The sequence below is a fragment of the uncultured Pontibacter sp. genome, from assembly GCF_947495565.1.
Taxonomy (GTDB): domain Bacteria; phylum Bacteroidota; class Bacteroidia; order Cytophagales; family Hymenobacteraceae; genus Pontibacter.
The window spans coordinates 137,004-150,191 of the sequence record NZ_CANLZM010000003.1 but is presented as its reverse complement, the minus strand read 5'-3'; the positions used below and the strand labels follow the sequence as shown (position 1 = coordinate 150,191).

At 46.3% G+C, this 13,188-nt stretch carries 8 protein-coding genes; 5 read left to right on the top strand and 3 right to left on the bottom strand.

Going from position 1 to position 13,188, the window contains the following annotated elements; translation table 11 throughout:
• Positions 1-330 precede the first annotated feature (330 nt).
• Positions 331-1,368 (top strand): DUF3667 domain-containing protein, encoded by a 1,038-nt coding sequence (locus Q1B04_RS05330; RefSeq protein WP_299756486.1) that lies wholly within the window; start codon positions 331-333, stop codon positions 1,366-1,368.
• A gap of 17 nt (positions 1,369-1,385) precedes the next feature.
• On the opposite strand, the gene Q1B04_RS05325 is transcribed toward Q1B04_RS05330, so the two are convergent.
• Entirely contained in the window at positions 1,386-1,913 is a 528-nt protein-coding gene (locus Q1B04_RS05325; RefSeq protein WP_299756484.1) for a hypothetical protein, read from the bottom strand.
• A 272-nt stretch (positions 1,914-2,185) separates the two neighbouring features.
• Here Q1B04_RS05325 and Q1B04_RS05320 point away from each other — a divergent pair, with 272 nt between their 5' ends.
• The 3 genes from Q1B04_RS05320 (at position 2,186) to Q1B04_RS05310 (ending at position 7,644) form a co-directional block, all read left to right on the top strand.
• Positions 2,186-4,084 (top strand): DNA polymerase III subunit gamma/tau, encoded by a 1,899-nt coding sequence (locus Q1B04_RS05320; RefSeq protein ID WP_299756482.1) that lies wholly within the window; start codon positions 2,186-2,188, stop codon positions 4,082-4,084.
• Positions 4,085-4,481: 397 nt separating this feature from the next.
• Positions 4,482-4,667 carry a hypothetical protein gene (locus Q1B04_RS05315; protein ID WP_299756480.1) on the top strand — a complete coding sequence of 62 codons (186 nt, stop codon included), beginning with the start codon at positions 4,482-4,484 and terminating at the stop codon, positions 4,665-4,667.
• A 22-nt stretch (positions 4,668-4,689) separates the two neighbouring features.
• The gene (locus Q1B04_RS05310; RefSeq protein ID WP_299756478.1) at positions 4,690-7,644 is read left to right on the top strand and encodes an insulinase family protein; all 2,955 of its coding nucleotides are present in this window, start codon (positions 4,690-4,692) and stop codon (positions 7,642-7,644) included.
• 407 nt (positions 7,645-8,051) lie between these two features.
• Here the strand turns inward: Q1B04_RS05310 and Q1B04_RS05305 are convergent, their stop codons facing one another.
• Complete coding sequence (locus tag Q1B04_RS05305; protein ID WP_299756476.1) at positions 8,052-8,963, bottom strand: NmrA family NAD(P)-binding protein; 912 nt, start codon at positions 8,961-8,963, stop codon at positions 8,052-8,054.
• A gap of 270 nt (positions 8,964-9,233) precedes the next feature.
• Between Q1B04_RS05305 and Q1B04_RS05300 the strand changes: the two genes are divergently transcribed.
• Positions 9,234-10,379 (top strand): DUF4062 domain-containing protein, encoded by a 1,146-nt coding sequence (locus tag Q1B04_RS05300; protein ID WP_299756473.1) that lies wholly within the window; start codon positions 9,234-9,236, stop codon positions 10,377-10,379.
• A gap of 79 nt (positions 10,380-10,458) precedes the next feature.
• Here Q1B04_RS05300 and Q1B04_RS05295 read toward each other — a convergent pair whose 3' ends face one another.
• Entirely contained in the window at positions 10,459-12,687 is a 2,229-nt protein-coding gene (locus Q1B04_RS05295) for an NADP-dependent isocitrate dehydrogenase (protein WP_299756471.1), read from the bottom strand.
• Between the last annotated feature and the right edge of the window lie 501 nt (positions 12,688-13,188).

The window sequence follows — 13,188 nt, the reverse complement described above, 5'->3', positions numbered from 1 at the left end:
TCGTTTTTATATTTGGCGAAAGCTTATACTTGATGAAATTAGTTAGGTAATTTTGTAAAGCTACCTCTGCGTATAGCCGCTAAAGAAGTATAGTATTAAAGAGATAATTGATGCAGCCCAGGCAATTTTATACTTTAGGAACAGCCTCTCGGAGAATATTAGCTAATTGATATTGACAGGAGCTGCCTTTTTCATCCCAAAGAAATAAAAGTGGTATTGCGCCAACAAAAAATACAAGATTTTATCTATTTTAGGGCTGTATATGTGTAGTATGCATTGTAGGGGCTTGGTAGGTGCTTTTGCAATGTAAGAGCCAAGCCCAAAATTTGTATGAAGAAGCATTACCGTTCCGAAAAAAACTGTCTCAACTGCGGCACCACGGTACACGATAAGTTTTGCCCGAACTGTGGCCAGGAAAACCTGGAAATGCATGAGAACTTTCTGCACCTGGCCCTGCACAGCGTAGGTCATTACTTTCATTTCGAGTCTAAGCTTTTTAACAGCATAGTTCCCCTTTTTACTAAACCCGGCTACCTTACCAAAGAATATTTTGCTGGCAAAAGAGCCTCTCACCTGAACCCGGTGAGTATGTATATCTTCATCAGCATTTTGTTTTTCTTCCTGTTTACGGCAAATACCAACATCAACAAACGGGAAATTATAGACGAAAATGCAACGGCTGAAAAACCAGCCACCGAAACGGAGAACATACAAAAGGCCGTTAGTTTGGCAAAGAACAAATTAAACAAAGATGTAGCCGCCGGAGAAATATCAGAGAAAACAGCAGCTTATACTTACACTATACTTGATAAGACTGAGGCAGCCCTTGATACAAGTCAGATAAAACCCAATGAGGCAGTTATTTATACAAAGCCTGTTACCGAGGCGGAGCAAAAAGCTGTGGAGACTGAGGAGAGCGGAGTATTTTATGCCTTAAAAACTAAATTTAAGCAAGTAGCGGATGATGATCTCAGCAGCGAGTTGTTTAAAAACAAACTGGTAAGTCACCTGCCGAAGATCATGTTTATACTTCTGCCGCTGTTTGCCCTGATCCTCAAGTTTGTGCACTGGCGATCATCGAAACTATATGTCGAACACCTGATCTACTCTGTTCACGTTCATTCTTTCCTGTTCCTTTTTATCTCGCTGCTAATCATACTTAGCTGGATAATGCCTTTTCTGTCGGATTGGCTTTCTTTTCTGGGTAGCATGACGATTCTTTGGTATATATACCGGTCGATGCGCAACATTTACGGCAACTCGCGCTGGCGAACCATTTCTAAGTTTTTCCTGCTGTTTTTTGCTTACAGTTTCCTGCTGTTTGTGTGCGGCTTTGCAGTGGTGGTAGCTACGCTGTATACTGTTTAAGAATAATTTGGCGCAATTTAGAAGACTTTCTCTTTTACCCAGTTAAGGGCGCCGGAGGCTTTATCGGCATAGTTGTTTATGTCGTTTACCACCTCCCCTATGTGGTGTTTTTCCCAGAGGGCGCCAAAGGTTTTGCTGCGCGGTTTGTCGATGTTCAGCAGCTTGTTTTCGGGTTGTACGTTTATTTCATCCTCCAGCGTAAAACCTTTTACTTCCGCCAGTACATAGTGCTGCTTATTGAGGAGCACGTAAAACTTATCGGATCGGTCTGGACGCACATCAAATGCAGCGGAGTCGATATCGGTGTAAAATATAACTTTCTCTTTTTGGTCACTTACCTGTATGCGCAGCGCATTAGGAGTATATTCTGGCTTAATGGTCCAGAGGCCTTTCACAAACGCGTTTCCAATCCGCACGTTTACATTGCTGGCGTTTGCCTTTAGCAGCGGCAACCCTTTGTAGGCCGCATTCTGTGCCAGAGCTGGGGTAAACAAGAAGAAAGATGAAGCAGTGAGGCTCAATAAGGTCGTTTTCAGCGTTTTCATAGCTGGATATTTTTTTTAGCAGATTTTAGAGCAAATATAGATTGCCAGCACAAGGCAATGCATTCCTCTATGTTAGAGCGTATAGCAACAGGTAATAGTACAGCAAGTTAAAATTTAAATGTATACTTTATCTAAGTGAAGGGCATTAATTTTTATAAAAATGCTGTTGTAAGTATACAGGCTAAAGTATAGCTGCTGGTGGATAAGTATCTGGAAAAGCACTGGATAAAAAGCACTCCCATCTCACCTTCAGTTTGATTATCTTTGTAGTAATGGAAAATTTTGTAGTATCAGCGCGTAAATACCGCCCTACCACATTCGATAGCGTGGTGGGACAGCACCATATAACCAATACCCTTAAAAACGCCATTAGCAGCAAGCATTTGGCGCAGGCCTTTCTGTTTTGCGGCCCACGGGGTGTGGGTAAAACCACCTGTGCCCGCATTTTGGCCAAAACCATTAACTGCCAGAACATCACCCCGGAAATTGAGGCCTGCAACGAATGCGAATCGTGCCGCAGCTTTAACTCCAATAGCTCCTTTAACATACATGAGCTCGATGCCGCTTCCAACAACTCGGTAGAGGATATCCGGAACCTGGTGGAGCAGGTGCGCTACGCCCCGCAAACCGGAAAGTATAAAATCTACATCATAGATGAGGTGCACATGCTCTCGAACCAAGCCTTCAATGCCTTTCTGAAGACGCTGGAGGAGCCGCCATCCTATGCCATATTTATACTTGCCACCACGGAGCGCCACAAAATCATCCCGACCATACTTTCGCGTTGTCAGATCTTTGATTTCAACCGAATCCGGATTGAGGACATGGTACGCCACCTGGGCAGCATAGCCCAAAAAGAAAGTATACAGGCCGAGCCGGATGCCCTGCACCTGATCTCACAGAAAGCCGATGGAGCCCTGCGCGACGCTCTGTCGATTTTCGATCAGATGGTGACTTTCTCGGGCAGCAACGTGACGTATAAATCCACGGTTGAGAACCTGCACATCCTGGACTACGACTACTACTTTAGGCTGACAGACCACCTGCTCACGCAGAACCTATCGGGCTCATTGTTGCTGTTTGATGAAATCCTGAAAAACGGGTTTGATGCGCACAACTTTCTGATTGGCATTGGCGAGCATTTCCGTAGCCTGCTGGTATGCAAAGACCCGCAAACGGTGCAGCTGCTGGAGGTATCGGATAACATAAAGGCAAAGTATGCCGAGCAGTCGCAGAAGGCCTCTGTGTCGTTTCTGCTGTCGGGCCTTAACCTGGTTAGCACCTGCGACACCAATTACAAGAGCAGCAAAAACCAGCGCCTGCACGTGGAGCTGTGCCTCATGAAAATGGCGCACCTGAACGCTGCGCTCAGTTTTGCACAGGAAGGCGACGTATCAAAAAAAGCTAAGGTAGCAGCGCCGGCACCAGCCGCTACCGGTTCAGCAGGTGCTACTACGCCGTCTGTGCCGCCATCGGCCCAGATGCAGCAGCCATCGCCGGGCAGTGTGCCGTCGGAGCGTTTGCAGCAGCCGCACACGCCAATGCATGTACCCTCCGAAGGATTGCAGGAATCCTCAAAGCCGCAACACGTAACCAAAGATGCGCACATTGCACCGGGCACGCCACAAACACCTCCAGGCACTGGCCCTGAGCGCGGACCGGATAAACCACGCGCCGGTTTGCAACTGCCTCCGCAGAAAAAACTGAGCAAGCTGCCCAGCCTGAAAGACTTACAGAATGCGCCAGTTGCGGTAGCTGAGGTAGCCGTAGCAGAAGAGGAGGAAGATGCCACTTACGGCGCTGTGGTGCCCGTGGATGAGGCAAAGCTGAAAACTGTATGGCATGCTATTCTTCGCCGCAAGAAATCTGAAAACATGATGGAGTTTACGCTCCTCAACCGCCAGTACCACATTGGGCCGGAGAACGAAATTATACTTCACCTGGAGAACCACGTGATGTTGGATCAGTTTACAGCCCTTCGCCCGGATATTCTGCGTGAGTTGAAGCTTGAACTTGGCAACCGAAGTATAAAACTCAGGGCTGAGGTAGTGGAGGCACAGGACGAAGGCCGCAAACTTTATACTTCTGCAGACAAGTTTAACTATCTGGCCGAAAAGTACCCTGTCATCATCGACCTGAAACAACGCTTCGGCCTGGACGCAGATTTTTAATACTGTCCGCTCCTAGTAAACAGGGACTTTCACCTCACCGCAGCCCTCTCCTTTTATCGTGGGCCCCTACCCCGAAACAGGAGAGGGAGTACCTGCAGCGCCTGATCCAACCACCCCTGCCCCTCAGAGCTACGCTCGCTAGTTTCGAACTCTCGTTCTCACTAGTCTAAGGAGGGGAATTCTGCTGAAGCTCCGTCAGCCGCAGCTATCGAACTGATCCCAGTACTTGGGTTGAGCGCCTTCTATATTTCCAGTTTCGCTTCAGCGAAATTGCGATGAAGGAGCAAAGGAAATGTAGACAGCGCGATGCCCTTATCGAGGGCCCCTTCCCCCAGGACGAGGCCTCCCAGCTATGAGGGAGCCAAAGCCAGAGGTGAAACGAGCAGGATGTAAAGCCGTGGATAAGCTATGGCTAGAAAGTATAGCTTGCATCGATTCGCTAGAAGCAAGGGCTAAGGTATCAAAGGCACAAGCTGACGCTTACGCCAGTCAGAGGATGGATCGCAGCTACGCAGCATCAGCAGAAAATAAAGAAGCACCACAGCGTTCGCGTGAATTAAAAGTTTTCCTGCTATCTTTATAATGCAATAACAAACATCAAAACTATGGCTATAAAAAAAGGCTACTCTTTGCTCTTGCTTGCGTTAGGCTTAACGTTTACGCAGTGCAAAAACGAAGCATACCAATCCCAATCCACCACAGAGGCAACCGCCACTTCTCCGGCTGCCCTAAAAGATTATACCTACGAAACAGCGCCAAACGACCCGCTGAACGCCCGTATCTATACTTTGAGCAACGGCCTGAAAGTATACCTGTCGGATTATGAGGAGGCGCCGCGCATCCAAACCTTTATTGCCGTGCGCGCCGGCTCTAAAAACGACCCTGCCGACGCTACAGGCCTGGCGCACTACCTGGAGCACATGGTGTTTAAAGGAACCTCAGAGCTTGGCACCCAAAACTGGGAGAAAGAAAAAGCAGAGCTCGACAAAATAGAAGCGCTTTACGAAAAATACCGCGCTACCGAAGACGAAGCTGCCCGCAAAAAGATTTATGCCCAGATCGACTCTGTATCAGGCGTAGCTGCTACTTATGCCGTTGCCAACGAGTACGATAAAATACTGGGCGCTATCGGAGCGAAAGGCACCAATGCCTATACCTGGGTAGACCAGACGGTGTATACCAATGACATTCCGAGCAACCAGCTGGAGCGCTGGATTGAACTGGAGGCGGATCGTTTCGGTGACATGGTTCCCCGCATTTTCCACACTGAGTTGGAAGCCGTTTACGAAGAGAAGAACCGCTCCCTGGACAGCGATGGCCGCAAAGTAGCCGAGGTTATCAATACCGAACTGTTCCCGACCCACCAGTACGGCACGCAAACCACCATCGGTACTATTGAGCACCTGAAAAACCCGTCTATCACTGAGATCAAAAAGTATTATAATAAATATTACGTGCCCAACAACATGGCCATCGCTATGTCCGGCGACATCGACTTTGACCAGACCATCCGCCTGATTGATAAATACTGGGGAGGAATTAACAAAAGCCAGGTGCCAAACTTTACCGTGGCCCAGGAGCAGCCTATTCAGAAGCCGATCGTAAAAGAAGTGCTAGGCCCGGATGCAGAGAACGTATCTATTGCTTACCGCACGCCGGGTATAAATGAGCGTGAGGCCTTGGTAGTGCAGATGATCAGCAACCTGCTTTACAACGGGCAGGCTGGCCTGGTGGACCTGAACCTGAACCAGCAGCAGAAAGTATTGCAGGCTTACGCCTACGATACCCCGATGAAAGATTACGGCACCTTCCGGATGACGGGCATGCCGCGCCAGGGCCAGTCGCTGGACCAGGTACGTGACTTGCTGCTCAAGCAACTCGACCTGATCAAGAAAGGCACTTTTGATGAATCGCTGATACAGGCAGTAGTGAACAACGACAAGATCAACACCATGAAAGCCTATGAAGACAACGGAAACCGTGCCGATGCCTTTGTAAGCGCCTTTATTTATGATATACCGTGGCAGAAGTATGTAAGCCGCCAGGAGGAGTTTGCCAGCATCACGAAGCAGGAAGTAATGGATGTGGCTAATAAGTACTTCAACAACAATTACGTACTGGTTTACAAGCGCAACGGCAAAGACCCGAACGCCCAGAAAGTAGAGAAACCAGCCATCACGCCAGTGGCCGTAAACCGCGATGTGCAATCGGAATACTACAAGGAATTTATGGCCAAAGAGGTGCAGCCGCTGGAGCCAGTATTTATAGACTACAGCAAAGATATTACGGAAGTGAAGCTGAAGCAGGACATTCCGCTGCTGTATACTAAGAACAAAGACAACGGCCTGTTCCAGCTGTACTACATCCTGGACATGGGCACCAACAACGACCAGAAACTTGGCATGGCCGTGAATTACCTGAAGTACCTGGGCACCGACAAGTATACGGCAGAAGAACTGCAGAAGGAGTTTTTTAAGTTAGGCACTTCATTCGACGTTTTCTCTAGCGCTGACCAGGTGTATGTAAGCCTGACCGGTCTGGACGAGAATTTTGAGCAGGGCCTTAACCTGTTCGAGAGCGTGTTAGCCAACGCTAAGCCAAACCAGCAAGCGTTAAATGATATGGTGGCCGGCACATTAAAAGCCCGCGAAGACGCCAAGAAGAACAAAGGCGTGATTTTGCAGCAGGCAATGGTAAACTATGCTAAGTATGGCAAAAAGAACCCTTTCAACACGCTGCTAAGCGAGAAAGAGCTGAAAGCCGTGAAACCGCAGGAACTGGTTAGCATCATCAAGAGCATCCCGTCCTTCGAGCACCGCGTGTTATACTATGGTCCACGTGAAACAGAGGCTCTGGCAGCTACCCTGAACGAAGGCCATAAAGTACCTGCATCGCTTAAGCCGGTGCCAGCCGAGAAAGTATACGCAGAACTCGACTTTAGAGAGCCAACCGTATACTGGGCTGATTACGACATGGTGCAGGCTGAAATGCTGTTCCTGAGCAAATCTGTGCCTTACAGCAAGGATATTGTGCCGGTGGTGAGGTTGTATAATGAGTATATGGGCGGTATCGTGTTCCAGGACCTGCGTGAGTCTAAAGCGTTGGCCTACTCTACTTACTCTTTCTATGCACCAGCCTCAAAGAAGGAGCGTGCAAACTACCTGATGTCTTATATCGGAGCACAGTCTGATAAGCTGGAAGAGGCTATGGCGGGTATGCAGACTTTACTGACTGATATGCCGCTGGCTGATGCGAACTTCCAGAATGCACGCGCCTCTTTGCGCAACAGCATCTCGACGGAGCGCATCACCAAAGCCGGTATTTTGTTCGATTACGAGCGCGCTAAGAAGCTAGGTCTAAACTATGACATTCGTCAGGATGTATACCAGAGCGCCAACAGCATGACTTTTGACCAGCTAAAGGAGTTCCAGCAGAAGTATGTAAAAGGACAGCCGCAAGCTATACTTGTGATCGGCTCTAAAGACAAGCTGAACTTTAAGGCACTTGAGAAGTATGGCAAAGTGAAGCAGCTGAAGCTAGAAGAGTTGTTTGGATATTAACCTCCCCCTATCCCCCTCCTAAAAACAGGAGGGGGATTTTTTTGTCTATACTTTCCTGTTTACACTGTTCTGGTTTTGAAATTCGGAATTCAGTTAACTGCGGATTTGCAATCCGTCTGCTTGTCAGTGGCATCTGCCTTTGCTATTACGGATTATAAATCCGCGGTTAGTGTACTTTCTGATTGCAAATCCGAAAGAGCGGGTTAGCAATGATGATAGCACTTTGTTTGTAAAAGCTCCGCTAGTATGAGCTTGTAGCTCGTATTGTTATTTTATGAATGTATAGCTGCGTGAAAGGGCTAAAGCAAGAACTACAAACGAGCGCCAACGGACTTACTCTTCCTGGTACTACTGGCCAATTTAAGATATCTTAACTTATAGCCTTAGGTGTAGTGAAAGTATAACTTTTATTTCTTCGCCAGCACTTCAGCCACGCTGGTCCATTTTATCTCAGGGTAGCGGTCGTTATCCAAGGGCTCCAGCTTTGGCAATCCGCTGAACATGTCGCGCATATACTGCATCCCCTGCCAGGCCGGGAAGACTTCATTGTTACTAGGCGTAACTGCTTTGGTGATCTTAATGATAGTATTTAGTAACCCTAGTCCACCAACCCGGAACAGTTTAAATTCTTCTCCTGTCGCTTTACTGGCAGCATCTTTCAACCCATGAGCATCAAGCACATCGCCGGCGATGCGCAGGTAACGCGGTGTGGATGGATCCATGGCGGCGGCGGCGGTATAGTCAGCTGTATTGTGAATGGTCGTGAAATCCATCGGTTGATCTGCACTGCCATAGTACATCACTCTTTTTAAGGAGAAAAGGACAATAGGTGCCTCTCCGGTCAGCAGATCTGTGAACATGCCATTAAGTATGGAAGTGGCCGCAATGGGCGCTTTATCTAATCGCTCTTTGAATTCTTTCCGGAAATCCAGGTTGCGGTTACTGCCATAAGGCAGCCTGGTAATGTCAATGGCAAAGTCAGAAGGAATGAAGCGTTGCACTCCGGCAGCCACAGCTGCATTCAACAGCAAGGTCTGTATTCCTACCATTACATAGTGCAGCCCCGATAAGGCCGAAACCACACAGGTGGCGCCCTCGCAGGCTTTAGCCAGTTCAGCAGCATTATGGAAATCTACTTCTACAACAGTAGCGCCCAACTCCCACAAACCCGCAATCTTATCACTGGCGCTACTGTTCCTGGCCAAAGCTCTCACGTTGGCCCCTCTCTCAAGCAGTGCCCGAGCTATAAGACCACCCAAATGCCCGGTGGCTCCTGCCAGCACTATAGTTGGCTTTTTTGAAGTATTGTTACTTTCCATAGCTGTTTATTTACCTTTGGTTTGTAACAGGCTTTTGTAGGAAAGGTTGCGGCTTAAATCTGCTTATCCAGCCAGTTTATAACTGGAACGAATCTGAGACACCTCTGCTAGTTCGAGCTTGTAGCTCGTACTGTTACTAAATGGGGTATAGCTGCCTGGAAAGAAAGTCACGAGCTGCAAGCTCGCGCCAGCGGAGGAATGCTTGTGTATTAATAAGTAACAAATAAAATTTGCTATATTGTAATCTAAGTGTTTAACCTTAAGTATAATATGATACCTAGAATTTTTGTTAGTTCCACTTATTATGATTTAAGGCATGTAAGGGAGAGACTTGAGAAGTTTATTAATAACTATGGGTTTGAGCCAATCTTATTTGAAAGCGACAAAGTAACTTATCAACATGGTAAGGAATTAGATTTGTCCGCATATTATGAAGTGGGTTTGTGTCACGTAATGGTATTAATTATAGGAGGAAGGTACGGCTCCCCATCATCACAAACAAAGATTGATGAAGAGAGAAGAAAGTATGACGAAGACTATATCTCTATTACTAGAAAGGAATTTGAAACAGCGGCAATTAAAAATATTCCCATCCTAATTTTTGTTGACAGAAATGTTTACTCCGAATATCAGACTTATAAAGAGAATCAAGAGTTTTTTGATAATCTATATCTAAAACCACTAGAAACCGAACCTCCCGGAAGAAAAAAATTTAAATTTGCCCATGTTGACCATGTCAATGTTTTCAAATTTATTGATATGGTTAGAACAAAGCCTATTAAAACCTTTGAAAAGGTAGAGGAGATCGAAAGCTATATAAGAATTCAATTTTCAGGTATGTTCTACCTCCACTTAGAATCTTTAAAAAAGGCTTCTGAGGAGAGCAAAGTACTAGATACAGTTTCAGAACTTAAAAAAGTGACACTAATGATGAATGAGATGCTCAATTCTGTAGGAAAAGAGATCTTAGGGAATGATAAAGGCAAGTATGAGGAAGTTATTGACAACCAATTCACAATATTATTAGATTTCTTTTGTGAAAAATTTGCAAACAATATTGCGTTCGTTGAAACAATAAGTGATGAAGAGGTAGGCCAAATCAATTTAAGGAAAGCTGCTGAAGTAATTTATAACAAAGCGCTGATTTGCTCAATTACTAAAGTTGAAGAATCATACAAAAATTTAGATTGGCTAAAAAGATATAATGCAGTTGATAATAAAATAATCTCAGATTTGGATCAAGAATTGATGACTATTTCTGATAAATTAAAAATCAAAAAATTTGATTATAGAGCATTAAATAGGGATTTGCAGCAGAAAGTACTTCCATTTGTAACTAATGAGACGGATAAAGAAAGGTTGTTAAATTGCCTCGAAAGCAAACTATCTCAAAGTCTGACGGATCTGCCATTTTGATATTAAATGTTCTAGATTCTTCAACCAAAAAAGGCTGCCCAATCAGGCAGCCTTTCTTTTTTATACTTTATAATTCAGCTTAGAAGCTAGCTAAAGCGTTGTTTAACGTCTCGCTTGGGCGCATGGCTTTGCGGGCTTTCTCAACGTCCGGGTGGAAGTAGCCGCCTAGCTCTACAGGTTGGCCCTGCACAGCATTCAGTTCTTCCACAATCTTCTGCTCGTTGTCGGTCAGCTCTTTCGCCAGTTTAGAGAAACGCTCCTTCAGCTCCTGATCTTTGTTCTGCTCGGCCATTGCTTGTGCCCAGTACAGCGCCAGGTAGAAGTGGCTGCCGCGGTTGTCGATGCCACCGATGCGGCGGGTTGGCGACTTATCCTTCTCCAGGAACTCGGCGTTAGCCTTGTTCAGCGCCTCTGCCAGCACTTCTGCTTTCTGGTTCTTGGTCTTGTAAGCTTTGTCCTCCAGCGATACCGCCAGTGCCAGGAACTCGCCCAGTGAATCCCAGCGTAGGTAGTTTTCTTCCATAAACTGCTCTACGTGCTTCGGTGCAGAACCACCGGCACCTGTCTCAAACAGGCCACCGCCATCCAGCAACGGAACAATAGAAAGCATTTTAGCGCTTGTACCTAATTCAAGAATCGGGAAAAGGTCAGTCAGGTAGTCGCGGAGTACGTTACCAGTTACCGAGATGGTGTCTTTACCAGCTTTGGCACGCTCGCAAGTATAACGCATCGCCTCAACCGGCGACATGATCTTAATCTCCAGGCCATTGGTATCGTGGTCCTGCAGGTACTTCTCTACTTTTTTGATCAGGTTGGCATCGTGCGCACGCTCTGAGTCTAACCAGAAGATAGCCGGTGTGCTCGTGATTCTAGCTCTTGTAACGGCCAGCTTCACCCAGTCTTGTATAGCAATATCTTTTGTCTGGCAAGCTCTGAAAATATCGCCTTTCTCCACCTGCTGCTCCATCAACGCATTTCCATCTGCATCTACAATACGCACCGTACCAGCCTCAGCCATTTCGAAGGTTTTATCGTGAGAGCCGTACTCTTCTGCTTTCTGAGCCATCAAGCCAATGTTCGGAACAGTACCCATGGTAGTCGGGTCGAAAGCGCCGTTTTCTTTGTTAAACTTGATTACCTCCTGGTAGATCCCTGCATAAGAGCGGTCTGGAATAATAGCTACAGTATCTTGCAGTTTACCATCCGGTCCCCACATTTTGCCTGAAGAGCGGATTGCAGCCGGCATAGACGCATCGATGATCACGTCGCTTGGCACGTGCAGGTTGGTAATGCCTTTATCTGAGTTCACCATTGCCAGTTCAGGGCGCTGCTCCATCTCTGCTTTCAAATCAGCTTCGATTTCAGCACGCTTGTCCTCTGGCAGGTTTTGGATCTTGTTATAAACGTCGCCTAAACCATTATTTGCGTCAACGCCTAATTCTTTAAAAGTGCTGCTATACTTAGCAAATGTATCCTTAAAGAATACTTTCACTGCGTGGCCAAACATAATTGGGTCTGATACCTTCATCATGGTAGCCTTCAGGTGCAGCGACAGTAGAATGTTATCTTCCTTCGCCTCTGCAATAGCTCTCTCAAAGAAAGCATTCAGCTCGGCAACATGCATTACCGAAGAGTCCATAACTTCGCCTTCTTTCAGCGCTACTTTCTCTTTCAGCACCTTTGTCTCGCCATTGGCACCTACAAACTCGATGCGCACGTCTGTCGCCTTATCAGCTACTACAGATTTCTCGCTGCCATAGAAGTCGCCGCTTTCCATATGGGCTACGCGTGTTTTAGAGTCTGACGACCAAGCTCCCATCGAGTGCGGGTGTTTCTTGGCGTAGTTTTTCACAGCATCAGCCACACGACGATCCGAGTTACCTTCGCGAAGCACCGGGTTTACCGCGCTACCCAAAATTTTAGCGTAACGGGCTTTAATATCTTTTTCCTCATCGTTTTTAGGCTCCGAAGGATAGTTTGGAATGTTATACCCCTGCGACTGCAGCTCTTTGATAGCCGCGTTCAGCTGCGGAATAGATGCGCTGATATTTGGCAGCTTAATGATATTGGCCTCAGGCGTTTTAGCCAACTCCCCTAAATAAGCAAGGTCATCTGATTGCTTCTGCTCCTCCGTCAGGTTATCTGGGAAAGTAGCCAGAATACGGCCCGCCAATGAAATATCTCTTGTCTCTATCTCAATGCCAGCGGCTTCTGTAAAGCTTCTAACGATAGGTAAAAAAGAGCGCGTTGCTAAAGCTGGCGCTTCATCGGTTATAGTATAAATAATGGTGTCTGATTTTTTCGTCATTTTATTCTCATTTTAAATTATACTACTCCCAACAAGGGAAGTGAATATAGGTTATAATAGCAAATATAAGAGTCTTTTTGATATTGCCGAGGTTGCAGGCAAGTATATGCAGCGCTTCCCCTGAAATCCTGCTAAAAGCTAATAGGCGGCTGCTTCTCCCTCCAAACCTACATACTTGCTTTACGGCAAAGTACATTCAACTGCTTTTCCAGATAACTCATTTCCAAGATAAATTATACTTGGGTAGGCTTACTCAGGATATTAAAACTAGCGTCGTTTGATAGCAGCACCATACTAAGGCAGATTTTAAATATACCTGAGCAATAAGTTTTTAGCTGCGCTAACATATTCCAGTTTAAACTTTACAATGTAGTAAATGCTGCTTAGAGTGCAAACAGAAGCCTCTTTTACCATAGCTGTTTTAGTTTACTTACCAGATATGGCCACTCCCTCACTCCTGCCCTATACCCACAGTTTATTGCAGCGGACAGTGTAACCACC